This is a genomic window from Nocardiopsis sp. YSL2 (genome assembly GCF_030555055.1).
Taxonomy (GTDB): Bacteria; Actinomycetota; Actinomycetes; order Streptosporangiales; family Streptosporangiaceae; genus Nocardiopsis.
In genome coordinates, this window is the sequence record NZ_JAMOAO010000001.1 from 831,917 (window position 1) to 855,846 (window position 23,930).

The 23,930-nt window shown below is 73.7% G+C and carries 28 protein-coding genes; 19 read left to right on the forward strand and 9 right to left on the reverse strand.

Annotated features, from left to right (window positions below):
• Window positions 1-119: 119 nt before the first annotated feature.
• Window positions 120-431 (reverse strand): hypothetical protein, encoded by a 312-nt coding sequence (locus M1P99_RS03560; protein ID WP_304451246.1) that lies wholly within the window; start codon window positions 429-431, stop codon window positions 120-122.
• A gap of 139 nt (window positions 432-570) precedes the next feature.
• The gene (locus tag M1P99_RS03565) at window positions 571-999 is read right to left on the reverse strand and encodes an Hsp20/alpha crystallin family protein (protein ID WP_304451247.1); all 429 of its coding nucleotides are present in this window, start codon (window positions 997-999) and stop codon (window positions 571-573) included.
• Window positions 1,000-1,120: 121 nt separating this feature from the next.
• On the opposite strand from M1P99_RS03565, the gene M1P99_RS03570 reads away from it, so the two are divergent.
• From M1P99_RS03570 to M1P99_RS03590, 5 genes are all read left to right on the forward strand, one after another.
• Window positions 1,121-1,918: a DnaJ C-terminal domain-containing protein gene (locus tag M1P99_RS03570; RefSeq protein ID WP_304451248.1), complete on the forward strand. Its 798-nt coding sequence runs from the start codon at window positions 1,121-1,123 to the stop codon at window positions 1,916-1,918.
• Complete coding sequence (locus tag M1P99_RS03575; protein ID WP_304451249.1) at window positions 1,915-2,202, forward strand: MerR family transcriptional regulator; 288 nt, start codon at window positions 1,915-1,917, stop codon at window positions 2,200-2,202. The genes M1P99_RS03570 and M1P99_RS03575 overlap by 4 nt, the downstream gene beginning before the upstream one ends.
• Before the next feature lie 294 nt (window positions 2,203-2,496).
• The gene (locus tag M1P99_RS03580; RefSeq protein WP_304451250.1) at window positions 2,497-3,192 is read left to right on the forward strand and encodes a type 1 glutamine amidotransferase domain-containing protein; all 696 of its coding nucleotides are present in this window, start codon (window positions 2,497-2,499) and stop codon (window positions 3,190-3,192) included.
• 2 nt (window positions 3,193-3,194) lie between these two features.
• Complete coding sequence (locus M1P99_RS03585) at window positions 3,195-3,755, forward strand: TetR/AcrR family transcriptional regulator (protein ID WP_304451251.1); 561 nt, start codon at window positions 3,195-3,197, stop codon at window positions 3,753-3,755.
• 95 nt (window positions 3,756-3,850) lie between these two features.
• A complete protein-coding gene (locus M1P99_RS03590) occupies window positions 3,851-4,864 on the forward strand; it encodes an NADP-dependent oxidoreductase (protein WP_304451252.1) in 1,014 nt (337 codons plus the stop codon).
• On the opposite strand, the gene M1P99_RS03595 is transcribed toward M1P99_RS03590, so the two are convergent.
• Window positions 4,851-5,774, reverse strand: a complete 924-nt coding sequence (locus M1P99_RS03595) for a LysR family transcriptional regulator (protein WP_304451253.1) — start codon at window positions 5,772-5,774, stop codon at window positions 4,851-4,853. The two genes, M1P99_RS03590 and M1P99_RS03595, sit on opposite strands and share 14 nt — an antisense overlap.
• Window positions 5,775-5,866: 92 nt before the next feature.
• Here M1P99_RS03595 and M1P99_RS03600 point away from each other — a divergent pair, with 92 nt between their 5' ends.
• On the forward strand, window positions 5,867-6,727 hold the full coding sequence (locus M1P99_RS03600) for a PhzF family phenazine biosynthesis isomerase (RefSeq protein ID WP_304451254.1): 861 nt from the start codon (window positions 5,867-5,869) through the stop codon (window positions 6,725-6,727).
• A 190-nt stretch (window positions 6,728-6,917) separates the two neighbouring features.
• On the opposite strand, the gene M1P99_RS03605 is transcribed toward M1P99_RS03600, so the two are convergent.
• From M1P99_RS03605 to M1P99_RS03620, 4 genes are all read right to left on the reverse strand, one after another.
• The gene (locus M1P99_RS03605; RefSeq protein ID WP_304451255.1) at window positions 6,918-7,124 is read right to left on the reverse strand and encodes a DUF5988 family protein; all 207 of its coding nucleotides are present in this window, start codon (window positions 7,122-7,124) and stop codon (window positions 6,918-6,920) included.
• Between the two features lie 130 nt (window positions 7,125-7,254).
• Window positions 7,255-8,910 (reverse strand): glycoside hydrolase family 13 protein, encoded by a 1,656-nt coding sequence (locus M1P99_RS03610; protein ID WP_304451256.1) that lies wholly within the window; start codon window positions 8,908-8,910, stop codon window positions 7,255-7,257.
• A 157-nt stretch (window positions 8,911-9,067) separates the two neighbouring features.
• On the reverse strand, window positions 9,068-9,955 hold the full coding sequence (locus tag M1P99_RS03615; RefSeq protein ID WP_304451257.1) for a hypothetical protein: 888 nt from the start codon (window positions 9,953-9,955) through the stop codon (window positions 9,068-9,070).
• A gap of 164 nt (window positions 9,956-10,119) precedes the next feature.
• Window positions 10,120-10,314, reverse strand: a complete 195-nt coding sequence (locus M1P99_RS03620) for a cyclophilin-like family protein (protein ID WP_304451258.1) — start codon at window positions 10,312-10,314, stop codon at window positions 10,120-10,122.
• Between the two features lie 90 nt (window positions 10,315-10,404).
• Between M1P99_RS03620 and M1P99_RS03625 the strand changes: the two genes are divergently transcribed.
• The 7 genes from M1P99_RS03625 (at window position 10,405) to M1P99_RS03655 (ending at window position 16,745) form a co-directional block, all read left to right on the forward strand.
• Window positions 10,405-12,762 (forward strand): rhamnogalacturonan lyase, encoded by a 2,358-nt coding sequence (locus M1P99_RS03625; RefSeq protein WP_304451259.1) that lies wholly within the window; start codon window positions 10,405-10,407, stop codon window positions 12,760-12,762.
• Between the two features lie 140 nt (window positions 12,763-12,902).
• Window positions 12,903-13,997, forward strand: coding sequence for a GTP-binding protein (locus M1P99_RS03630; protein ID WP_304455560.1), 1,095 nt, complete (start codon window positions 12,903-12,905; stop codon window positions 13,995-13,997).
• 11 nt (window positions 13,998-14,008) lie between these two features.
• The gene (rpsR, locus tag M1P99_RS03635) at window positions 14,009-14,266 is read left to right on the forward strand and encodes a 30S ribosomal protein S18 (protein ID WP_304451260.1); all 258 of its coding nucleotides are present in this window, start codon (window positions 14,009-14,011) and stop codon (window positions 14,264-14,266) included.
• A 31-nt stretch (window positions 14,267-14,297) separates the two neighbouring features.
• The gene (gene rpmB / locus M1P99_RS03640; protein ID WP_053617711.1) at window positions 14,298-14,534 is read left to right on the forward strand and encodes a 50S ribosomal protein L28; all 237 of its coding nucleotides are present in this window, start codon (window positions 14,298-14,300) and stop codon (window positions 14,532-14,534) included.
• Window position 14,535: 1 nt separating this feature from the next.
• Window positions 14,536-14,841 (forward strand): 30S ribosomal protein S14, encoded by a 306-nt coding sequence (gene rpsN, locus M1P99_RS03645; protein WP_304451261.1) that lies wholly within the window; start codon window positions 14,536-14,538, stop codon window positions 14,839-14,841.
• 156 nt (window positions 14,842-14,997) lie between these two features.
• Window positions 14,998-15,786, forward strand: coding sequence for an MOSC domain-containing protein (locus M1P99_RS03650; protein WP_304451262.1), 789 nt, complete (start codon window positions 14,998-15,000; stop codon window positions 15,784-15,786).
• A complete protein-coding gene (locus tag M1P99_RS03655; protein WP_304451263.1) occupies window positions 15,783-16,745 on the forward strand; it encodes a PDR/VanB family oxidoreductase in 963 nt (320 codons plus the stop codon). The genes M1P99_RS03650 and M1P99_RS03655 overlap by 4 nt, the downstream gene beginning before the upstream one ends.
• Before the next feature lie 165 nt (window positions 16,746-16,910).
• On the opposite strand, the gene M1P99_RS03660 is transcribed toward M1P99_RS03655, so the two are convergent.
• Window positions 16,911-17,534 (reverse strand): LysE/ArgO family amino acid transporter, encoded by a 624-nt coding sequence (locus M1P99_RS03660; protein WP_304451264.1) that lies wholly within the window; start codon window positions 17,532-17,534, stop codon window positions 16,911-16,913.
• Window positions 17,535-17,606: 72 nt separating this feature from the next.
• Here M1P99_RS03660 and M1P99_RS03665 point away from each other — a divergent pair, with 72 nt between their 5' ends.
• Window positions 17,607-18,503 (forward strand): LysR family transcriptional regulator ArgP, encoded by an 897-nt coding sequence (locus M1P99_RS03665; protein ID WP_304451265.1) that lies wholly within the window; start codon window positions 17,607-17,609, stop codon window positions 18,501-18,503.
• A 112-nt stretch (window positions 18,504-18,615) separates the two neighbouring features.
• On the forward strand, window positions 18,616-19,431 hold the full coding sequence (locus M1P99_RS03670) for an SAM-dependent methyltransferase (protein WP_304451266.1): 816 nt from the start codon (window positions 18,616-18,618) through the stop codon (window positions 19,429-19,431).
• Window positions 19,432-19,541: 110 nt separating this feature from the next.
• Here the strand turns inward: M1P99_RS03670 and M1P99_RS03675 are convergent, their stop codons facing one another.
• A complete protein-coding gene (locus M1P99_RS03675) occupies window positions 19,542-20,507 on the reverse strand; it encodes an LLM class F420-dependent oxidoreductase (RefSeq protein WP_304451267.1) in 966 nt (321 codons plus the stop codon).
• A gap of 188 nt (window positions 20,508-20,695) precedes the next feature.
• Between M1P99_RS03675 and M1P99_RS03680 the strand changes: the two genes are divergently transcribed.
• The 4 genes from M1P99_RS03680 (at window position 20,696) to M1P99_RS03695 (ending at window position 23,911) form a co-directional block, all read left to right on the forward strand.
• Window positions 20,696-21,226, forward strand: coding sequence for a YbhB/YbcL family Raf kinase inhibitor-like protein (locus M1P99_RS03680; protein ID WP_304451268.1), 531 nt, complete (start codon window positions 20,696-20,698; stop codon window positions 21,224-21,226).
• 269 nt (window positions 21,227-21,495) lie between these two features.
• Entirely contained in the window at window positions 21,496-22,560 is a 1,065-nt protein-coding gene (locus M1P99_RS03685; RefSeq protein ID WP_304451269.1) for an ATP-grasp domain-containing protein, read from the forward strand.
• Window positions 22,557-23,345 carry a 3'(2'),5'-bisphosphate nucleotidase CysQ gene (locus tag M1P99_RS03690; RefSeq protein WP_304451270.1) on the forward strand — a complete coding sequence of 263 codons (789 nt, stop codon included), beginning with the start codon at window positions 22,557-22,559 and terminating at the stop codon, window positions 23,343-23,345. The genes M1P99_RS03685 and M1P99_RS03690 overlap by 4 nt, the downstream gene beginning before the upstream one ends.
• Window positions 23,346-23,434: 89 nt before the next feature.
• On the forward strand, window positions 23,435-23,911 hold the full coding sequence (locus M1P99_RS03695) for a DUF1707 domain-containing protein (RefSeq protein WP_304451271.1): 477 nt from the start codon (window positions 23,435-23,437) through the stop codon (window positions 23,909-23,911).
• The last annotated feature ends 19 nt before the right edge of the window (window positions 23,912-23,930 follow it).

The window sequence follows — 23,930 nt, forward strand, 5'->3', positions numbered from 1 at the left end:
GGCCGCGACCGGGCACTCCGGCGAACCGGCCGAAGAACACGGGCGGGTGACGCCGCCGCGCGCGGCCGACCGTTCGGCGCCGCCGGGAACCAGCGGGTCCCCGGCGGCGCCGAACGGCCTCAGGTCAGTGCCAGAACGGGCCGCGCGCCCAGGCTCCGCCACAGGGCGTCGGCCAGGGCCTGGTCCACGGCCCGGGCGGGGGTCACGGCGGACAGCCCCGACAACACGTCCGCGTCGGTGCCGATCAGGTCCTCGACGACGGCCCGGACCCGGGCGAGGCGCTCGCCGACGGCGGCCGGACCGGCGGACAGCGCCTCCTCGTAGGCGCGCAGCGCCTGGAAGAGTCCGACCCACCGCAGGTGCGTGTGCTCGTCCGGGGACCGGCGCAGCCCGTGTTCGGCCGCCGCCCGGCTCCTGCGCATCGTGTTCATCCGTGCCGTCCCTTCACTCCGCGACCGATACGTATCCGCGTGGGGAGGGCGGTGCGGCCGCCCCGCGGTGGAGGACCGGGGCGTGCCCGGCCCTCCTCCACGTGTCGGCGGATGGCGCCGTCCCCCCGTGCCGTCCCGCTCAGGCTCTGATCTCCCGCGCCTGGCCGTCGCCCTCACTGATGCTGATCTTGCGCGGCTTGGCCTGCTCGGCCACCGGCACGCGCAGGGTGAGGACTCCGTCCGCGTAGTCCGCGGTGATGTTGTCCCCGTCGAGGGACTCGCCGAGGAAGAGTTCGCGGGAGAACGTCCCCGAGGGGCGTTCGGCGATGACCATCTCGCGCCCCTTCGAGGCGGTCGCGGCGCGCTCGGCTCGGACCGTCAGGACGTTGCGCTCGATCTCCAGGTCGATGGAGTCGGGCCGCACTCCCGGCAGGTCGAAGCTGACGACGAACGTGTCGTCCTCGCGGTAGGCGTCCATCGGCATGGCGCCCGGGCGGACCGTGTCGCCGAGAAGGCGCTGGGTGATCCGGTCGAATTCTCGGAAGGGGTCCGTACGCATCAGCATCATGGTCACCTCCTGTGCTCGATCACAAGACCTGATGCGACCTCACGCATGTTTTCTACCACAGATAGCAGAGAATAAACATGCCAAGTGACGGGGATCATCCATGTTGGACAAGGGAGGAAAGATGAAGGATCCGGACGACCCCCACGCCGTCCTCGGCCTGCGGCCGGGCGCGACGCGCGAGCAGGTGGACCGGGCCTTCCGGGCGCTGGCCCTGCGCCACCACCCCGACGCGCCCGGCGGGGACCGGGCCGCCTACGCGCGCGTCCGCCACGCCTACGAGGCCCTCGCCGGGTCTCGCGCGCGAGCGGGTCCCGGCGCCGAGCGCGCCGCCCCGCCGCGCCGGGGCGTGCCCATTCCCGTGCGCGTCCGCCGTGCCCGACCGCGCCGCGGCGCCGACCTCACGGCTCCGCTGCGCGTCGGCCTGCCCCTGGCGGTGCACGGTGGTACCGCCGACCTGGACCTCGGTGGCGGCGACACGCTGACCGTGGCCGTGCCGCCCGGCACCGAGCACCGCGCCAGGCTCCGCCTCCCGGGTCGCGGCGCCCCCGGCGCACACGGCGGGGCGCCCGGAGACCTGGTCGTGACGGTGCTGGTGGCGGACCACCCCGTCTTCCGCAGAGTCGGCCGCGACCTGCGCGCCACGCTCCCGCTCGGCTACGCCGAAGCCGTCCTGGGGACGGAGGCCGCGATCACCGCGCTGGACGGCCGGGTGCTCCGTGTGCCCGTTCCACCCGGTACGGCGCAGGGCGCTACCATCACCCTTCCGGGCCAGGGCGTTCCCGGCCGCGGCGGCACGGGGGCACTGGTCCTCGCCGTCGCGATCGACGTCCCCGCCGGCCCCCTCTCGGCCGACCAGCGCGCGGCACTGGAACACCTCGGCGCCGCGCTGCCCGCACCCCGGAAGGAACCACGCCGATGACCGACGCCCGCCCCCGGCCCGACCAGGGCCTGTACACCATCTCCGTGGCCGCCGGGCTCGCCGGCGTCTCCGTGCAGTCCCTGCGCCTGTACGAACAGCGCGGGCTGCTCTCCCCGACCCGCACTCGGGGCGGGACCCGCCTGTACAGCGACAACGACATCGCGCGCCTGCGGCGGATCAGCGAACTCCTCGGGCAGGGTGTCAACCTCACCGGCATCGAGCAGATCCTCCACCTCCAGGACGAGAACAGCCGCCTGCGCCGCACGGACGCCGCGGGGGACTGACGGTTCCCGGCGTCACTCCCCCGGGAGAGACCGGTCACCGGCGCACCCGCCCCGGCGGGCGGGAACCGGCGTGTTCGGCGCCCACAGGCCCGCCCCGGCCGGGCCCGGCGCCCCCCGCGCCGTCCGCACCGACGCCATCCATCAAAGTCTCTATGTCGGATCGTGGCATGCCTATTGGTCATTCGATGCCAGGAGCCCTACGTTCGAGAGCGTCGACGACCTGACGGACCGCACGGACAACGTCAGGTCGTGTGAACCATCAGGCCGCGAGGCCCGTGACTCCCGGAGGACACCATGGCCAAGATCCTGTTCATCATGACCGGCGCCGACCACTGGACGCTGGCCGACGGCACCCCGCACCCCACCGGTTTCTGGGCCGAGGAGGCCGTCGCCCCGTACCGCAAGCTCACCGCGGCAGGGCACGAGATCACCGTGGCCACCCCCGGCGGCGTCGTGCCGCCGGTGGACCAGGGCAGCCTCTCCCCTGACGCCAACGGCGGGGAGGAGGGGGCCAAGGAGGTCTCCGCCGCGCTGGAGTCGATGGAGGAGCTCCGCCGTCCCGTCCGCCTGGAGGACGTCGACCTGGACGACTACGCGGCGGTCTTCTACCCGGGCGGCCACGGACCGATGGAGGACCTCGCCGTCGACGCCGGCTCCGGGGCGCTGCTCACCGCCGCCCTGGCCTCCGGCAAGCCGCTGGGCGTGGTCTGCCACGCCCCGGCCGCACTCCTGGCCGCCGACGACGGCGACGGCGGCTCGCCGTTCGCGGGCTACCGGGTGACGGGTTTCACCAACGCCGAGGAGGCCCAGGCGGGGCTGGCCGACCGGGCGAAGTGGCTGCTCCAGGACCGGCTGGTCGGGATCGGCACCGACTTCGTCGAGGGCGAGCCCTGGAAGCCGCACGTCGTCGTCGACCGCAACCTCGCCACCGGACAGAACCCGGCCTCCTCGGGCCCGCTGGCCGACGAACTGCTCCGGCTCCTGGGCTGACGATGGGCTCCGACCGGCTCACCGACGTGCTGGACGCCGCCTACGAGTGCCTGGCGCGGTACGGAACCCGACGCACGACCATGGACGACATCGCCTCGTCCATGGGGGTGTCCCGGTCGGCGGTCTACCAGTACGTCCGCAACAAGGACGACGCCTTCCGGCTCCTGGCCGAGCGCCTGCACACACGGGCACTCGACCGGGCGGGCCGGGCGGCCTCCGTCGACCTGCCGCCGGCGCGCCGGGTCGAGGGGATCGCCGCCGCCAAGTACGACCTGGAGCGGTCGCTGGCCGAAGGCTCGCCGCACACCGCCGAACTGGTCGACGAGCGCGCCCGGCTGTTCGGCGGCATCTGCCGGGCCTTCACCGCCGACCTGCGCGCCCTGCTCAGCGGCGTGTTCGCCGAGGCCGGGACGCGGCCGGGCCTGGACCCCGGCGAGGCGGCCGATATCTGCCTCGCCCTGGTCAAGGGGCTGGAGTCGGCCCCCGGCGGCGAAGACCTGCTGCGTCCGGCCGTCCGGGTGCTCGCCGAGGCACTGCTCGCCCCGCCCGGCGCCCGCCCCTGATCCATCCACGTTCTCCGGCGCCGGCACACCCGCCGCACCGCCGCCCGCACACCAACCATCCACCCGCACACCAACCATCCACACGGAGGTCCACCATGCCCGTCACCAGCCGCGAATGGCAGCTGGCCGCCCGCCCCGTCGGCGAGCCCCGCGACAGCGACGTCAGGTTCACCGAGGCCACGGTGCCCGACCCCGCCGCGGGGCAGGTCCTGGTCCGCAACGACTGGCTGTCGGTCGACCCGTACATGCGCGGGCGGATGAACGAGGGGGAGTCCTACATCCCGCCGTTCGAGCTCGGCGAGGCGATGACCGGCAGCGCCGTGGGCACCGTCGTCGCCTCCGGGTCCGACGACGTGCCCGTCGGCACGACCGTCAGCCACTTCCAGGGCTGGCGCGAGTACGCCCTGCTGAACGCCGAGGGTCTCCAGGTCGTGGACACCGGCCTGGCCCCCGCCCAGGCCTATCTGGGCGTCCTGGGCACCACGGGGCTGACCGCCTACGCCACGCTGGTGGAGGTCTCCCCCGTCCGTGAGGGCGACGTCGTGTTCGTGTCCGGCGCGGCCGGAGCGGTGGGCTCGGTGGCCGGGCAGATCGCCCGCCACCTCGGCGCGGCCAAGGTCATCGGTTCCGCCGGCGGCCCGGAGAAGGCTCGGCGGCTCGTCGAGGACTTCGGCTTCGACACCGCGATCGACTACCGCGAGGGCGACCTGCCCGGGCAGCTCGCCAAGGCCGCACCCGAGGGCATCGACGTCTACCTCGACAACGTCGGCGGCGACCACCTGGAGGCCGTGCTGGGCGTGATGAACCTGCGCGGGCGCGTGGGCATGGTCGGGGCGATCTCGGTCTACAACGCCACCGAGGCGCCCGCCGGGCCGCGCACGCTGCCGCTGGCCATCGGCAAACGCATCACCCTGCGCGGCATGAACGTGGCCGACCACTACCACCTGGTGCCCGAGTACGTCGGCCGGGCCGCGGCCTGGCTGGCCGACGGCTCCCTGCGCACCGAGGAGACCGTGGTGGACGGCATCGAGAACGCCTTCGAGGCCTTCACCGCGATGATGCGCGGCGCCAACACCGGCAAGATGCTGGTCCGCCTCACCCAGGAGTGAGCGCGGGGCCCACCCCGGCGGATCCGCGGAGCAGCCGACGCTCCAGCGCGTCGGTGACGGCGTGCGCCGCCGGGGAGGCCCACCGCGCGCGATGGCGGGCGAGCAGCACCGCGACGTCGGGGGCCCCTGGACCCTCCAGGACGGTCAGGCGGCCGTCGGCCAGTGCCTGGTCGACACCGACCCTCGGCAGCAGGGCGACGCCGAGCCCGGCCTCCACACACGTCCGGGCCGCCTCGGCGCTGCCGAACCGGGTGGTCCGGGGCCTGTCCCCCGGAAGCGCGGCCAGTTCGCGTGCGAGGGCGTCGCTGTAGGAGCAGCCCTCCTCCAGCAGGAAGACCTCGGTCCCGGCCAGGTCCGCCGGCCGTGCCGGGCGGTCGAGGACGGCCAGCGGATGCCCGGGCGCGGCCACCAGCACCAGGGGCAGCCGGGCCACGACGCGGGCGGTCACGTCCGCCGCGCCCGCCTCCTCCTCCAGCAGCAGTGCCACGTCCACGCGCCCCGAGCGCAGCCCCTCGACGGCCTCGACCGTGCCCGCCGCGTGGATCCGGACGTCGATGCCCGGTTCGGCGGCCCGCAGTTCGGCGACCACCCCGGGCAGCAGCGACGCGCACAGCGTCTCCCCGGCGGCGACGACGATCCGCCCGCTGAGCGGCGAGGCGTCGTCGACGGCGGCCCGCAGCCGCGCCTCCGCGTCGAGCACCTCCTCGGCCCGGGCCAGCAGCCGGTGCCCGTGCGAGGTGAGGCGGGCGCCGCGCGGCAGGCGGTCGAAGAGCCGGGTGCCCAGCTCCTTCTCCAGGTCGCGGATGTGCACGGTGACCGTGGACTGGGCCAGATGGAGTTCCTCGGCCGCGCCGGTGAAGTTCGCGGTGCGGGCCAGGGTGGCGAAGGTACGCAGCAGCCGGGTGTCCATACCCCGACCGTAGCCGACTCATCGGAATCCTCGATCGCCGCGATGACACATCATCGTTTCTCTTCATAGCCGTCCGGTGCCAGGGTGGAGGCATGGACACCAGCACGACACAGATTCTGCGCTACACCGCTTTCACCACGGACCCGTCCGGCGGCAACCCCGCCGGTGTCGTCCTGGACGCCGCGGAGCTCGACGACGACGCGATGCTGACCATCGCCGCGGACCTGGGCTACTCCGAGACCGCCTTCGTCACCGCGCGCGACGAGCGGCGGCGGCGTTTCACGGTGCGCTACTTCAGCCCGCTGGCCGAGGTGCCCTTCTGCGGACACGCGACCGTGGCCGCGGCGGTGGCGCTGGCCGAGGGCCTGGGCGCGGGCCCGCTGGTGTTCGACACCCCGGTCGGAGAAGTGCCCGTGGACACCGGAGCCGGCGCCGACGGGGCGGTGGTCGCGACGCTGACCAGCGTCCCGACCAGCTCGCGACCGGCCGAGGCGGTCGAACTGGACACGGCCCTGGCCGCGCTGGGCTGGCGCCACGAGGACCTCGACCCCGCTCTGCCGCCCCGGGTCGCCTTCGGCGGTGTGCACCACCTCGTCCTGGCCGCCGCGACCCGCGGCCGCCTGGCCGACCTGGACTACGACTTCGACGCGCTGGCCGAGGTCATGCGGCGGGCCGGGTGGACGACGGTGCAGCTGGTGTGGCGCGAGAGCCCCGACCTGTTCCACGCCCGCGACCCCTTCCCCGTGGGCGGCGTGGTGGAGGACCCGGCGACCGGCGCGGCGGCGGCCGCGCTCGGCGGCTACCTGCGCGACCTGGGCCTGGTCTCCGAGCCGACGGTGGTCGCGGTCCGCCAGGGCGAGGACATGGGCCGACCCAGCGCGCTGACGGTGGCGGTCGGCCCCGACGACGCCCGGGTACGGGTCTCCGGCCACGCGGTCCCCCTCCCGGCCTGACCGCCCCCGCGCCGCCTGCGCCTCCCGCGCCTGCCATCACCGCGGCCGGGGCGGGTCGTCGTCACGGCATGCCGACGAAGGCGCACGGCCTCCCCGGCCGCCCGCCCCGGCGACCGAGGCGCGCGAACGCGCGGCCCCTCGCCCCCGCGGCGCTGGATCCGTTCCGGCCGTCAGCCGCGGACGACCGGAGTCAGCTCGCCATCTCCGTGCGCGCCGTCCATTCGTAGACGGGCACCCGTCCCTCGGACGTGTGAGCCTGTCTCGGTGTCGGAACGAAGTGCTCGTACCCGTTGTGGAACGGCAGCTTGAGCTCGTCCCCGGGGCGTTCGACGGACACGATCCGCTCGTGGAGCTCCTCGGGTCCGCCCTCCAGCAGTGCCTTGCCTTCGGTACCCATATCCGCAGGTTCTCACGATGGGACGCCCCTGGCCAGGGGGGATGACCGACTGTGGACGACGGGACACGGTGCCCGGGCGGTGGCGGGACGCCCCGCGCCCCGCCACCGCCCGGTCACCGGGAGCGCGCCCTCACCGCCGACGCAGCCACACCGCGGCGTCCGCGGGCAGGCGGCCGTCCTGGATCGGCGCACTGGACAACAGCACCTCGGCGCCCTCCGGCAGCGGATGCGGGTCGCCGGCGAAGTTGACCACGCATCGGAGTCCGTCGCCACGGTCGAAGGCGAGCACGCCCTCCGGGGTGTCCACCCAGGACATCTCCGCGCCGGCCAGACCCGGCTCGGTCCTCCGGATGCGCAGCGCCTCACGGTACAGGTTCAGCATCGAGTCCGGCCGTGCGGCCTCGTGCTCCACGGTCAGGTCCCGCCAGGCGGCCGGCTGCGGCAGCCACGGCCGGTCCCCGCCGAACCCGAACGGGGGTTCCTGCCCCGACCACGGCAGCGGCACCCGGCAGCCGTCACGGCCCGGGTCGGTGTGGCCGGACCGCTCCCACGTGGGGTCCCTCAACACCTCCGGCGGCAGGTCCTCCACTTCCCACAGTCCCAGTTCCTCCCCCTGGTACAGGTACGCACTGCCGGGCAGGCCCAGGGTGAGTAGCGCCGACGCCCGCGCCCGCCGGGTGCCGAGCTCCAGGTCGACCGGAACGTCCCGGACCATCCCCAGGCTCTTGCTCTGGGCGTGCCCCGGGCGGCCGAAGCGCGAGACGTGGCGTACGACGTCGTGGTTGGACAGCACCCACGTCACCGGGGCGCCGATCGGCCCCAGCGCCGTGAAGGAGTCGTCGATGGCCTCGCGCATGGCCTTGGCCTTCCAGGGCGCCTCCAGGTAGTGGAAGTTGAACGCCGTGTGCAGCTCGTCGGAGCGCAGGTAGCGCGCCAGGCGGCCGGGGTCGGACACCCACGCCTCGGCCGCGAACACCCTGTCCCCGTCGTACTCGTCGGCGATCGCGCGCCAGGCCCGGTAGATGTCGTGCACCCCTTCGCGGTCGGCGTGCGGGTGCTCGCCGCCGTCCGCGGTCAGGTGCTGGTCGTGCTCGTGGACCGCGAAGTCGGGCAGGTCCGGGTGCTTGACCAGGCCGTGCGCGACGTCGATGCGGAAGCCGTCCACTCCCCGGTCGAACCAGAACCGCAGGATGGACTCGAACTCGGCGCGCACCCCGGGGTGGTCCCAGTTCAGGTCCGGCTGTTCGGGCGCGAACAGGTGCAGGTACCACTGGCCGGGCGTGCCGTCGGGGTCGGTCGTGCGGGTCCAGGCCGGGCCGCCGAAGGCCGCGCGCCAGTCGTTGGGCGGTTCGTCGCCCCCCGGCCCCCGGCCGTCGCGGAACAGGAACCGCTCCCGCTCGGGCGAGCCGGGGCCCGCCGCGAGTGCCGCCCGGAACCAGGCGTGCCGGTCCGAGACGTGGTTGGGCACGATGTCGAGGATGACGCGGATGCCGTGCTCGTGCGCCTCGGCGACGAACGCGGTGCCCTCCTCCAGGGTTCCCAGGACGGGATCGACACGGCGGAAGTCGGCGACGTCGTACCCGCCGTCGGCCATGGGCGACTCGTACCACGGGTTGATCCACACCGCGTCCACGCCCAGGTCGCGCAGGTAGGGCAGGCGGGCGCGCAGGCCCGCGACGTCGCCGACACCGTCACCGTTCCCGTCGGCGAAGCTGCGGATGTAGATCTGGTACACGGCGGCGTTGCGCCACCACTCCCCGCCCGGGGACGCGGTGCTGTGGGTCATCGAAGCTCCGTTTCGTGGGGTCCCGTGCGGTCACCCGACCGCGACGGCGCACACCGTGGTCTACCCGGGATGGGCACGCTGTCGACCCGCGCGGGCCGCCGAACCCGACCGCCGCACCGCGGTGGGGGCCGGCGCGCCCCGGTTCCCCGGCCCGGAGCTACTTCAGCCGCCTGGCCGCCCACGGCATCAGTTCCTGGACCAGCGGCTTCGACAGCGGGCGGCCCAGTTCGGCCAGTTCGGCGCAGCCCTCGGTCCCCAGCGCGGTGTAGGGGGCCAGCGCCAGGTCGTCGGTGATCTCCTCGATCCGGGCACGGCGCTGGGCGCCCACGGAGGTCAGGGCCAGATCGGGCCCCTCGGCCAGCCACCCGCGTTCCCGCAGTCCGTCCGCGGCCGCGTCCCACTCCTCCTGCGACCACTTGCGGGTCGTGCGGAGCTTGTCGGCGGGCATGCCCTCGCCCGCCGCCGCGTGCGTGACCAGCGCGTCGAGCCCGCTCAGTCCGGCGGTGAGCAGCGCCGCGACGTGACCGTCCCCGCGGTACTCGCGCAGCAGGGTCTGGGCGTGCCACAGCACGAGGTGGGGCTCCTCGGGCCAGGGCAGGGCCGCGTGCGCCGCGTAGAGCGGACGCCCGCCGAGATCGTCGCCGACCGCCTCGGCGGCGCGGCGGGCCAGCCCGGCGGCGCGCTCGACCTCGGGCGACTCCACGGCCGCGCCCAGGATCCGGCGCAGGGCCGCGTCGGCGGCGGACAGGCGCGCGGCCAGCACCTGTTCGGGGGTGGCCACCTCCCAGGCACCGGGGAGGGCGGCGCGGACCGCGTCGGGGTTGAAGTTGAAGAAGGCGGCGGTGACGACCTCGGCCGAGGCCGCCCCCAGGGCCGCGGCGCGGGGCGCGAAGTAGTGCGCCCAGCCCTTCAGCCCCAGGTCCGCGTAGGCCTCGGACGCCTCCGGGGCGAAGTAGATCATGCTGTGATAGGGCTCGACGTGTGCCCACGCCCGGCGGGCGGCGGCGGGGGTGACCTCGTCATGGACCGTGTCGATCCGGGGCATGGGCAGACCCTTCCTCTCAGCGCGGACGGGGGTTCGCGCCCCCCGAAGTTACCGACCGGCAGGTACGGCGTCAATGTCGCGCCCGGCCATGGCCGGCCCGGACCTGGGACGAGTGTTCGGACGGCCTTCGACCGCGGGCCCGAAGCTCCGCGGGAACCCGCACCCTAGGCGCGGTCCACCCGGACGGTGTCGCCGTCGCGGACGGCGGCCAGCGCGCGGTGGTCGCCGACCACCCGCCCGAGCACGTTGGCGGCGCTGGCCAGCCTGCTCTCCGCCCCTCGGGACAGCGGTGTGGCTCCGAAGGGCAGGGCGAGGGCGGCCCCGGCCAGCCAGTAGTGCCGCTCTCGCCACCTCACCATGGAGCGGGCCCCACTCAATGCGAACGTTTTACCTTGACGGAAAGCGCTTGCCATGTCAGGTTTGTCTCCCCTGATACAGGAGGTTGAACGTTGACCCCCCGCACTTCGACCCATCGTCAGACCTCGTTCGCCACACCCGTCGCCGCGGCTGTCGCTTCGATCGTTTTGATCCTCACCGGCGCCACCACCTCCGCCTCGGCGGCGACCGCCCCGACCGCCCCGGGCCGCGGCGGGCCCGGAGTCCAGCTCGAGGAGCTCGACCGCGGCCTGATCGCCGTCGCGGCCGAGGACGGCGTCTTCCTCAGCTGGCGCCTTCTCGCCCACGAGGTCACCGGCCACACCGCCACCGGCCTGGACGGCCCGGACTTCCACGTCTACCGCGACGGCACCCGCGTCGCGACCGTCACCGACAGCACCAACATGCTCGACCCCGACGGCGGCGCCGACTCCGAGTACCGGGTCGCGGCGGTCGTGGACGGGAACGAGCGGGAGCCCTCGGCCGCGGCCTCCCCCTGGGCGGAGGGCCACCTCGACCTGCCGCTCAGCAAACCCGAGGGCGGCACGACCCCCGCGGGCGAGGAGTACGAGTACCGCGCCAACGACGTCTCCGTCGGCGACGTCACCGGTGACGGCTCCTACGAGTACGTCGTCAAGTGGGACCCGACCAACTCCAAGGACGTCTCCCAGGTCGGCTACACCGGCAACACCTACGTCGACACCTACGCCCTCGACGGCACGCTGCTCCACCGGATCGACCTGGGCGTCAACATCCGCTCGGGTGCCCACTACACGCAGTTCCTCGTCTACGACCTCGACGGCGACGGGCGGTCGGAGCTGATGTTCAAGACCGCGCCCGGCACGCGCTCCATGACCTACGGCCCCGACGGCGAGGTCGTCTCCGAGGAGTACGTGACCATGCCCAGGGGGGACGTCCGGGCCGGGTACACGCACCAGGACGACTTCCGGATGAGCGCCGACGACTACTACGAGCACGTGGTCGGAATGTTCCAGGAGTGGCACGAGCACCCCGAGGTGAGCGCCGGGAACTGGCCCGCGACCCTGGAGGAGGCCTTCGGCCTCGAACCCGCCTACGACTACCCCCTCTCTCGCGCCGACGCCGAGGCCCTCGCCGACCACTTCATGGACGAGTACGCCCCCGGCCGCAGCGGGCGCAACCGGCTGCGCGAGTTCGAGGGCTTCGTCGTGGACGGCCCCGAGTACCTGACCGTGTTCGACGGGGCCACCGGCGCCGAGTTGGACACCGTCCGCTACACGCCCGCACGCGGCGACGACGGCCTCCTGTGGGGCGACTACGCCATGAGCCGCATCGAGCCGGGCAACCGCGTCGACCGCTTCCTGGCGGGTGTGGCCTACCTGGACGGCCGCAGACCCTCCGCCGTCTTCGCCCGCGGCTACTACACCCGCGCGGCCGTGGTGGCCTACGACTTCAACGGCCGCAGGATCACCGAGCGCTGGACGGCCGACAGCGGGCACGCGCCCATGGACAACCCGTTCAACGACGCGCCGCACGGAGTGGAGGGCACCGACCCCGAGTACGGCACGCTCACCACGCAGGGCTTCCACTCCCTGAGCACGGCCGACGTCGACGGGGACGGCCGCCAGGAGATCGTCTACGGCGGCGCGACGCTGGACCACGACGGCTCGCTGCTGTACTCGTCCTACGACGAACTGCCTCCGGGCAGCGCCGCACCCGGGGACCGGGCCAAGCTCGGCCACGGCGACGCCCTGCACGTGGGCGTGTTCGACCCCAGCCGCGAGGGCACGCAGATCTGGTCGGTGCACGAGGGCGGCGCGTGGGCCCCGTACGGGTTCGCGATGCGCGACGCCGCCACCGGCGAGGTGCTCTTCGGCGGGTACACCGGCGTGGACACCGGGCGCGGCATGGTCGGCGACATCGACCCGGACCACCCCGGCTACGAGGTGTGGTCCTCGATGCCGCCCGGTGACGACGTCGAGGCGGGGCTGTGGACCGCCGACGGACGGTACCTGGGCACCGACACCCCGGGCACGAACATGAGCATCCGCTGGGCGGCCGACATGACCACCCAGATCGTCAACGGGTCCGACGCCACCGACCCGACCACCCCGACCATCGACGACCGGCGGCGCGGAACGCTGCTGACCGCCGAGGGCACGCGGACCAACAACTGGACCAAGGGCAACCCCGCCCTGGTCGCCGACGTCTTCGGCGACTGGCGCGAGGAGCTGCTGGTACGCACCGAGGACGGCTCGGCGCTGCGGATGTACTCCTCGACCGAGGTCACCGACCGCAAGCTGCACACCCTCATGCACGACCCGCAGTACCGGACCGGCGTCGCCTGGCAGCAGACGGCGTACAACCAGCCGGCCTACCCCGGCTTCTACCTGGGGTCGGACACCGACTGGTCGACCGTGGAGGTGCCGAGGCCGCGCTACCCCAGGCGCTGACCGGCACCCACGCCCGCACGCGGCCCGCTCCCCTCCGAGGGGGCGGGCCGCCGCCGTTCCGGGGGACCTCCTCACATGGGTTACGATAATGATTATCGTTTTCGATCTTGGGAGGATGGCCGATGGAACCGCCGAGCTCCATGCGCGTGGTCGTGGTCTCCGGACTGCACCGCGCCGCACGCGCCCGCACGGTGAACGAACTGATCACGGCGGTACCGGGATCGGTGGCGGTCCACCACGACTTCGACCGCATCGGTGAGGGCGTCGTCCACCGCCTCACCCGGGACCGGTGGGGTCCCGTCGACCACAGCCAGGTCGAGCTCGACCACCTGTGCGCCTCCTGCACCCTGCGGGAGGACCTGGTGCCGACCCTGCTGCGCCTGACCGAGTCGGGCGAGCACACGCTGTGCGTGGTGGAGACCTGGGAGGGCGTCGAGCCCCGGTCGGTCGCCGACGCCGTCGCCTCCGAGCCCGCGCTCCGCCTCGCCTCGGTCATCACGGCCGTGGACTCGGAGCGCCTCCTGCCCGACCTGGCCGGGCACGACGACCTGTGCGACCGGGGGCTGGACATCGCGGTCGAGGACGAGCGCACCGTCGCCGAGGTCCTGGCGCACCAGATCGAGTACCCCACGGTGCTCGCCCTGCACGGGGATCTCTACCGGGACGAGGCCCGTTCCCTGCTTGAGCACCTCAACCCCGCCGCGCTGGTCGCCTTCCCCGACGCGGGACTGGCCGACCTCACCCGCGGCCGCTTCGACCCCGAGCACGCCGCCAACCGCCTCAACCCGGCCTGGGCCCAGTACTCCGACCGCCACGACGCCCGGGTGCGCACGCTCACCTGGACCCGCAAGCGGCCCCTCCACCCCGCACGCTTCCACGAGGCCCTGGAGCACATCGTCGCGGCCGGACTGCGCAGCCGCGGCCGGATCTGGCTCGCCGGCCGGGCCGACACCCTGCTGGTGTGGGACGCCTACAACGACGCCCTCCTGTTGGAGAGCGGCGGCCCGTGGCTGGACGCCCTGCCGGAGGCCGCCATGGAGATGGTCTCGGAGTCGCGCCGCGCGTGCGCGCAGCTCGACTGGGACCCCGCCGTCGGCGACCGCCGCCAGCACCTGGCCTTCACCGGGGTCGACCTGGACGCGGAACGCCTGGTCGCCCTCCTGGACTCGTGCCTGCTCACCGACGACGAAGCCGGTGAGCCCCTGCACTCCGACCCGTTCGCCGACGCACTCTGAGAGGTTCCGCCATGTCCGCCGCACCCCGCCGCGCGAGCAAGCGCTCGGCACCGCGCACGTTCGCCAACCCCTTGGGCGACGCCGACCACGTCGACTACAAGGACATCGCCCTGCTCCGCAAGTTCATCTCCGAGAAGGGCAAGATCCGCAGCCGCCGGGTCACCCGGGTCACCGCACGGCAGCAGCGGCTGATCGCCGAGGCCGTCAAGAACGCCCGCGAGATGGCCCTGCTCCCCTACCCGTCCACCGCCTCGTCCAGGAAACCCTGACCGAGGCCACACCACCGAGAAGGAGGAACACGTGTCCCGTGTCTGCCAGGTGACGGGCAAGGCCCCGTCCTTCGGGAACGCGGTCTCGCACTCCCACCGCAGGACGCGCCGCCGGTTCGATCCCAACATCCAGTCGAAGCGCTACTGGCTGCCCAGCGAGAACCGCTTCGTCCGGCTCAAGCTGAGCACCAAGGGCATGCGCGTCATCGACGCCCGCGGCATCGAACGCGTCGTCGCCGAGATCCGTGCCCGTGGAGAGAAGGTCTGACATGGCGAAGAAGAGCAAGATCGCGCGCGACCGTCAGCGGCGGGCCGTGGTGGCCCGCTACGCCGAGCGCCGAGCCGAGCTCAAGCGGATCATCAGGAGTCCGCACACCGGCGACGAGGAGCGCGACGCCGCCACCGCCGAGCTGCGCCGCCAGCCCCGGGACGCCAGCGCGACGCGCCTGCGCAACCGGGACGCGGTCGACGGCCGGCCCCGCGGCCACCTGCGCCGCTTCGGGCTGTCCCGGATCCGCTTCCGGGAGATGGCGCACCGCGGCGAGCTGCCGGGTGTGACCAAGTCCAGCTGGTAGCGGCCCGCCCCGTCGGCGGGGCCGGGGTCCGCGGTCGGCCGCGCACCCCGGTCCCCACCCCGCGCGGGAGGGGCCGCCCGCGGCCTCGGTAGGCTCGATCCCCGCGGTGGGCGCTTTGGACACCCCACCGGTCGAACGGCAGCCCGAGGAGGCACGGTGCCCGGACACGTCACCGGACTGGACGTCCATCCCGTCAAGGGACTGAGCGCGCAGCCCCTGGACGAGGTCGTGCTGACGGCCGGACACGGGTTCCCCCACGACCGCGTCCTCGCGCTGGCCCGCCCGGAGGGCGGGTACACGCCGGGCCTGCGCACACCCCTGCCCAAGGACCGCTTCTACATGCTGGCCGTCGACGAGCGGCTGGCGGGTCTGGAGACCCGGCTGGACACCGCGACCGGGGTGCTGCGGGTGAGCGTGCGCGGCCACGAGGTGCTGGCCGCGGACCTGGGCGAGCCGGAGGGGGTGGCCGACGCCACGGCGTTCTTCGCCCGTGTCCTGGACCTGCCCGAGGGGACCCGGCCGGTGCTGGCCCGGGAGGAGGGGCGCCGGTTCACCGACGTGTCGGTGTCCTCCGACGCGATGATGAACGCGGTGTCGCTGATCAACCTGGCCTCGGTGCGCGACCTGGGCGAGCGCGTCGGCGCCGAGGTCGACCCCCGGCGGTTCCGCGCGAACCTGTACGTGGACGGCCTGGCACCGTTCGCCGAGCGCGACCTGGTCGGCCGGGAGTTCACGGTCGGCGGGGTCCGGCTGCGCGGCGTCCTGCGCACCAAGCGCTGCGCGGCCACCGAGGTCGACCCGGCGCACGCCCGGCGCGACCTGAGCGTCCCCCGCCTGCTGATGGCCGAGTACGGGCACTCGGAGATGGGCGTGTACGCCGAGGTCGTGGCGGGCGGCACCATCCGGCCCGGAGACACCGTGACGATTCCGGAGGAGTCGCGATGAGCCGAACCGACCTGGCCGTGCGGATCCGCGCCAAGGAGATGCTCACGCCGTCGATCTGCCGTTTCGAGCTGTGCCCGGCCGACGGCGGCGCGCTGCCGCCGTTCACGCCCGGCGCGCACGTCAACGTCCGCGGGCCCGGCGGCACCGTCCGGAGCTACTCACTGACCGACGGCGACGAGCACGTCTACGCCATCAGCGTCGCCCGCGACCCCGCCGGACGCGGCGGGTCGGTCGCCCTGGTGGACGGCACCGCGGTGGGCGACACGCTCACCGTCAGTGCGCCCCGCAACGACTTCGCGCTGCTCCCGGCCAAGCGCCACCTGCTGATCGCGGGCGGTATCGGGATCACGCCGATGCGCGCCATGTTCCACCGCCTGCGGGCCGAGGGCGGGTCCGTTCGGCTGCTCTACCTGACCCGCACCGAGGAGGAGACCGCCTACCTCTCCGAGCTGGGTTCCCCGGAGCTGGCCGACCAGGTCGTGCTGCACCACAGCGCGGCGGCCGGGCGCCTGGACCTGTGGCCGTACCTGGCCGAGCCGGACGACGGCGCCCGGGTGTACTGCTGCGGTTCGCGTCCGCTCATGGAGGAGGTCCGGGCCCTGACGATGCACTGGCGCCCGAGCCGGATCCACTTCGAGGACTTCGCCGGCGTGGACGCCACGAGGAACGCCCGTCCGTTCCGCGCCACGTGGGCTCCGACCGGGCGGACCGTGGAGGTGGGCGCCGGAGAGACCCTGCTCGACGCGCTGCGCGCCCAGGGCGCCGACGTCCCCAGCTCGTGCCGCAGCGGAACCTGCGGCACCTGCCGGCTGCGCCTGGTGTCGGGGACCGCCCAGCACCGGGACCTGTACCTGTCCGAGGACGAGCGCGCCTCGTTCGTCATGCCGTGCGTGTCCCGTGCCGAGTCCGACACGGTCACCGTGGGCCCGGTGGAGGAGGTCCCCGGGCAGCGGCCCTGAACGCTGGTCCCGGGCCGGGCGGCCCGGTCCAGGGCCAGGGCGGCCAGGCCGCTCAGCGCGCCGACGACCGTGCCCGTGACCAGGCTGCTGACCAGCGCGGCCCCGCGCGCTCCCCCGTCTACGCCCGCGGTCGCGTCCGGGGACGCCGCACGGCGTAGCCGGGGCTCAGCGGCCGAGCGCCAGGCGCGCGCCCAGGCCCAGCATGACGGCGGCGATGCACGCGTCCAGAACCCGCCAGGCGCCGGGACGCGCGAACAGCGGGCGCAGCAGACGCGCTCCGAAGCCCAGGGCGAAGAACCACAGGAAGCTCGCCGTCACGGCGCCCCGCACCCACCACCAGCGCGCGTCGCCGTCCTGCTGGTTGGCCACGGAGCCGAGGAAGACCACGGTGTCCAGGTACACGTGCGGGTTGAGCCAGGTCAGGGCGACGGCGGTGGCGACGGCCGCCTTGGTGCCGATCCCCTGGCCGCCGCCCTCGACGGTCATGCTCCCCGGCCGCAGCGCGCGCTGCGCGGCGAACAGTCCGTAGACGACGAGGAAGCCGGCGCCCAGGAACCGGACCGCGGTCACGGCGGCGGGCGCCGCCTCGATGACCGCGCCGACCCCCAGCACACCCGCCCCGATCAGCACCGCGTCGGACAGTGCGCAGACCATCACCACCGCCAGGACGGTGCGCGGGCGGCCGTCGATGCCCAGGCGGAGCAGGAAGGCGTTCTGGGAGCCGATGGCCACGATGAGGGCGAGGCCCGTTCCGAGGCCGAGCAGCGCGGGCAGGAGGGAGTCGTTCACGCCCAGAACACTAGGAGCGGCAGCATTTACAGTAAAGCTAAAGTTTCTAAGATCTATGAAGCAGGGCTTAATATGGCCTTCCAGTTCGACCACCTGCGCACACTGACCGCCCTCGTGGACGAGGGGACCTTCGACGCCGCCGCGCGGCGCCTGCACGTGACCGCCTCGGCGGTCTCCCAGCGGATCCGCACGATGGAGCAGTCCGCCGGCAAGGTGCTGGTCCAGCGCACCAATCCCGTCGTCCCCACCGCGGCCGGGGACGTGGTGCTGCGCCTGGCGCGCCAGGTACTGCTGCTCGACGAGGACGCCGCGGCCGAGCTCCGGCGCGGGGACGGCGACGGCGGGCGGGTCGCGCTCCCGCTCGCGGTCAACGCCGACAGCCTCTCGACCTGGTTCCTGGAGGCGTTGGCGGAGCTGCCCGACGACCTCGGCGCGGTCTACGAGATCCACCGCGAGGACGAGGAGCACACCACGTCCCTGCTGCGCTCGGGGACGGTGATGGCGGCGGTCACGTCCACGCCGGAGGCCGTACAGGGGTGCGTGGTCGAGGGCCTGGGCACCATGCGCTACCTCGCGGTGTGCAGCCCCGGCTTCGCCGACAGGCACATGGGCGGCCGGGCCGGCCTGGCACACCTGGACCGCGCGCCCGTCGTCAACTTCGACCGCAAGGACGATCTGCAGAACACCTTCGTGCGCTCGGTCACCGGCAGGGAGCCACAGGCGCCCCGGCACTACATCCCGGCCTCGTCGGACTTCGCCAAGACCATCCTGTTGGGCTTCGGGTGGGGCATGGTCCCCGAGGAGCAGTGCCTGGCCGAGATCGAACGGGGCGCGCTGGTCAGCCTGGCCCCGCAACGCCCCGTCGACGTCCGGCTGTACTGGCAGCGGTGGAACCTGCGCTCGCCGCTGCTGGACGGGCTCACGTCAGGGCTGCGCGCGGCGGCGGCGGACCGGCTGCGCCCGCTCTAGCGCGTTCCGCGGATTCTCGACCAGGAACCGCCGGTCGGAGCCGGAACCCCTGCCACTGGGGGGATTCCCGCCCCCTATGCTGGTGCCCCCTCATCCCTCCAGAGAGGCGATCATGCCGACGACTCCCCAGGACCCCTCCGAGCTCGACCGCCTCCTCGACACGGGCGAGCCCCACTCCGCCCGCGTCTACGACTACTGGCTGGGCGGGAAGGACCACTACCCCGCCGACCGCGCCATGGGCGAGCAGATCCTCTCCGTCCTGCCGATGATCGGCGAGATGGCCGTACAGAACCGGGCCTTCCTGCGCCGCACGGTCCACTACCTGGCCGCCGAACGCGGCATCCGCCAGTTCCTGGACGTGGGCACGGGGCTGCCGACCGCGAACAACACCCACGAGGTCGCCCAGGCGGCGGCGCCGGACTCCCGGATCGTCTACGTCGACAACGACCCTCTGGTGCTCACCCACGCCAGGGCTCTGCTGACCAGCACACCCGAGGGCCGGACCGACTACGTCGACGCCGACCTGCGCGACCCGGACACCATCCTGCGCGAGGCGCGCCGGACCCTGGACTTCGACCGGCCGGTGGCCCTGATCCTGTTGGGGGTGCTCTTCCACATCCCCGACGACTCCGCCTACGGGATCGTCGCCCGGCTCATGGGCGCGCTGCCACGGGGCAGCCACCTGGTGGTCACGCACGCCACGAACGCCGTGACGGGCGAGGCCATGGACGAGGCGGTCCGGCAGTGGAACGCGGCCTCCTCCGCCCCGATCTCGCTGCGCACGCCCGAGCAGTTCGCGCGGTTCCTGGACGGGCTCGAACCCGTGGACCCGGGCGTGGTCTCCATCACCCTGTGGCGGCCCGACGAGGGCCGGATCGGCGCACCGCGCGCGATGGACGAGTACGGCGCCGTGGCCCACAAGCCCTGACGCCCGGCGGCCCTGGCCCCGTCGCGGGGCCGGGGCCGCCACGACTCGACGGCACATACCGGACGGTCGGGATGTTGGGTGCGCAACGATCCGGGGCCGCCCGGGACGGATCAGCCCTTCGGTGCCAGCGCGCGCACGACGTCGGCGGGGTTCTGTCCGGGCCGCGGCAGCGGGGCGAGCACGGGCGTGGTCACCCCCGCCTCCGCGTAGGCGCGGATCCGCTCGCGGCAGTACTCGGCGGGGCCGTGAATGATCAGGTCGTCGACCACCGAGTCCGGGATCGCCGCGACCGCGCCCTTGCGGTCGCCCTCGTCCCAGGCCTTCCACATCGGGGTCAGCTCGTCCCGGCCCAGCCACTCGTGGAAGGCCCGGTAGACGGGCACGTTCATGTAGGCCGAGATCGCCCACCGGCCGATCCCCCGGGCCGTCTCCGCGTCGGTGTCGGGCAGGGCGAAGATGCGCGCCACGATCTCCTTGTCCTCGCCGAACTCGCGGACGATGGGCGCGACCGTGCGCACGTCCTCGGAGGAGAGCCAGTTGATGATCGCGCCGTCCCCCTCGCGCCCGGCCAGGCGCAGCATGCCCGGGCGCAGCGCCGCCACGAACAGCGGCGGGGCCTGCTCGGGCACGGCCCCGAGGGTGAAGCCCTGCACGGAGAAGGTGTCGTAGTCGGCCTTGACCTTGGCCCCGGTGAGCGCCTCGCGCAGGAAGCGCACCGTGTCGCGCGTGCGCTTGAAGGGTTCCTCGAAGGGGATGGAGTTCCAGCGCTCGACGATGACGTTGGACGAGGTGCCCACACCCAGGCTGAAGCGGCCCGGGGCGGCGGCGGCCAGGGTGGCCGCGCACATCGCCAGGGTCGCGGGCCCCCGCGTGTAGACGGGGACGATCGCGGTGCCCAGGCGCAGGCTCGGCGCCCACACACTGGCCAGGGCGAGCGGGGTGAAGGCGTCGGTCCCGTTGGCCTCGGCCGACCAGGCGTCGGTGTAGCCGAGATCGGGAAGGCTCTCGATGAGCGGCCTCTGTTCGGAGAGCGGAACGCCGTCCAGCGGGATGGTGATACCCCAGCGCGTGGTCATGTCGGCTCCTGTCGTCGGCCCGGATACCGAATCCGGTTCGTGTTCGCTGTCGGCACGACCGTACCGTCCCGGCCTCTCCGTGCCCACGGGTGCGTCCCGATCCGGGCCGTGCCTGCGAGACACACGGGGCCACAGCGGCATATGTTCGTAGGGCAGTGCACATCCGACACACGAAGGAGGGCCCTTCCGTGGCCACGCCACCCTCCCCCTACGACTTCCTGCCCGAGGTCGCGTCGTTCACCGTGACCAGCGACGACCTGACCGACGGCCAGGCCCTTCCCACCCCCCAGGTCAGCGGGATCATGGGCGCCGGCGGCCAGGACGTCTCCCCGCAGCTGTCCTGGTCGGGCTTCCCCGAGGGCACGCGCAGCTTCGCGGTCACCTGCTTCGACCCGGACGCCCCGACCGCCAGCGGGTTCTGGCACTGGGCGGTGGCCGACATCCCCGCGGACGTGACCTCGCTGCCGTCGGGCGCCGGCGACGGTTCCGGCCTGCCCGCGTCCGCCGTCACTCTGCGCAACGACGCCGGGGGCCACCGCTACGTCGGCGCCGCCCCGCCGCCCGGGCACGGCCCGCACCGCTACATGTTCGCGGTGCACGCCGTCGACGTCCCCAGCCTGGGCATCGACGCCTCGGCGAGCCCGGCCTTCCTGGGCTTCAACCTGTTCCAGCACGCGCTGGGCCGCGCCGTCATCACCGGCCTGCACGAGCAGAAGTAGCCGTTCCGGCCCCTGGGGCGCCCGCCCCGGGGGCCGCCCCCTCCAGTCCTGCCCGCCCCGTCGGGTCGGCCATCCAGAGCGAGGCACGAGCGCAGGCCCGAACCCCACGCGTGGCACCACCATCCGGTTCACCGGGCAGCCGGAATCGGCCAAGACCCAGCGTGGCGGCGCATCGGCGTCTAGGCTCGGTCCATACGACCGAACCGGCCCGCTCCCCCGTCTGGAAGGGTTCACTGGTGTCACATCAGCCTGCGAGGAAACCGACCGTAGTGGTGACGACGGCGGGTTCGGCTCCTACCCCCGGCATCATCCTGCACCTGCGCGAGCAGGGATTCCGTGTCGTGGCCACGGACATCGACCCCGCCGCCCCCGGCCTGTACCTCGCGGACCGCGGGTACCTCGTGCCCGCCGGTGACAGCGAGGCGTTCGCACCCCGGATGCGCGCCCTGTGCGCGAGCGAGGGCGCCGTCGCGATCGTCCCGCTGGTGGACGAGGAACTGGTGCCGGTGGGCGATCTGGCCCGGGACGGACTGAGCGTCATGCTCCCCCGGCCGGGCTTCGTCGCCTCCTGTCTGGACAAGTACGTCCTCATGCGCGAGCTGGACGCCGCGGGGATCGGGACCCCTCGGACCTGGCGGGCCACGGAGCCCCCACCGGCCGACCTCGTGGCCGAGGACACCGGCGGGTTCGTGGTCAAGCCGCGCAGCGGGCGCGGCAGCCGCGGCGTCCAGTTCGCCGCACACCTGGCGGACGTGCCCGCCGCGGTGGCAGCGAGCGGCTACCCCACCGACGAACTGATCGTCCAGGAACGCGTCACCGGACCGGAGTTCACGGTCTCGGTCGTCGTCTGGCGGGACGGCCGGGTCCAGACCGTGGTCCCCAAGGAGGTCCTGCTCAAGCAGGGCGTCACCAAGTACGCCGTGACCCGGCGCCATGCGGAGGTCGAGCACACCTGCCGCGCTGTGCAGTCGGCGCTGCGCGCCGACGGGCCCTTCAACGTGCAGCTGTGCCTGGACGCGGAGGGTCGTCCGCGCGTCTTCGAGATCAACCCGCGTTTCTCCTCCACCGCCGCACTGACCGTGGCGGCCGGAGTCGACGAGGTGGCCGGGCTGCTCCGGCAGGCGGTGGCCGACGGCCCCCGCCTCACCGACGCCTGGCGCGAGGGCGTGGCGATGGTGCGGCGGTGGGCCGACGAGTTCATCAGCGAGGAGGAGTTCACCTCCCACGGACTCACCCCCGCCCCGGCGGTACCGCTGGCCACGCGGGGCAAGGACCCCGGCGAGCCGGTCGGCTCCACGGATCCGGCGTCCGGTGTCGCGGTGCGTGTCCAATGAGCCGCGCGCACCCCCTGCGTGACGCGGTGGCCGAGGCGGTCATCGAGGTCGGCGGCCTGCTGCGCGAGTGGCGGCCCAGCGCCGGCGCGCGCAGCGGCGTCTGGGAGGGCAGCCAGTTCAAGGCACGGGCGGACGCGATGGCCCACCGGGCACTGTCGGAGCGGTTGGCCGCGATCGACGGGCACATCCCCGTGATCAGCGAGGAGGACGCCGGGTCGTTGACGCGGGAGCGGCCCACGCGGTACTGGCTGATCGACCCCATCGACGGCACGGCCAGCTACGTGCACGGCTTCCCCGGCTACGTGACCCAGGCCGCACTGGTCATCGGCGGGCGGCCGGAGGTGGCGGCGGTCTTCGCCCCGGAGAGCGGCACCCTGTACACGGCGGTGCGCGGACAGGGCGCGCGCAGGAACGGGATGGCGCTCCCGGTGTGCGAGGCGGCCCCGCCCGGGCGGGGCGTGCTCACCGACAACACGCCCGCGCCGGACGGGATCGCCCGGCGCGTGTACGAGCACTTCGGCTACGGCGAGTACCTGGAGAGCGGGAGCATCTCCCTCAAGCTCTGCCTGATCGCCGAGGGCTCGGCGCACCTGTTCGTCAAGGACGTGCCCGTACGCGACTGGGACGTGGCCGCCCCCGGGCTCGTCCTGGAGGAGGCGGGAGGCCGGCTCACCCGGTTGGACGGCACGGGATTCGGGTACCGGGACGGTTACGAGCACACGGGTCTGGTGGGCGCGGCCGACCCGGCGACCGGTCGGACGGTGGCCCGCTGGCTGGCAGGCTGACCGCCGCGCGACGGGTTTCGCGTTCCCCTTCCGTGCGCGTGGTGTGAGGCGTAGCGTGTGGTCACCGACGCCGCCTTGGGGGTGGGGACGTGAACGACGGACGTCTGCCGCTGCACCGCGTACGCGCCTCGGACGCCGAACGCGAGGCGACCCTGGAGCACCTGGCCACGGCCTTCGTGGAGGGTCGGTTGAAGCACGACGAGTACGAGCTGCGGGTCGGCCTCGCCCTGCGATCGGTCTTCGTCGGCGATCTGGAGGTCCTGACCGACGACCTGCCGGCCCGTCCCGTGCGCACCCCCGTACCCGTCCCCGAGCCGTCCGCAGCGGCGGACGACCCCGGGCCGCGGTGGCAGGCGCCCGCGATCGCGGTGTCCTGGAGCGAGTGGACGGACGAGTGGCGCTGGTGGTCGGGGATCGCGGTGGTCCTGACCACCGTGTGGGGCGTGGTCAGCGTGATGAGCGGGGAGCTGGTGCCGTACTGGCCGCTGGTCCCCCTGGGCATCTGGGCGGCGGTCCTGCTGGCCTCGGCGATCTGGCCGAGCGAGGGCGAGCCCCCGCCCGGGTGAGCGCTCCGGTCCGCGTGAG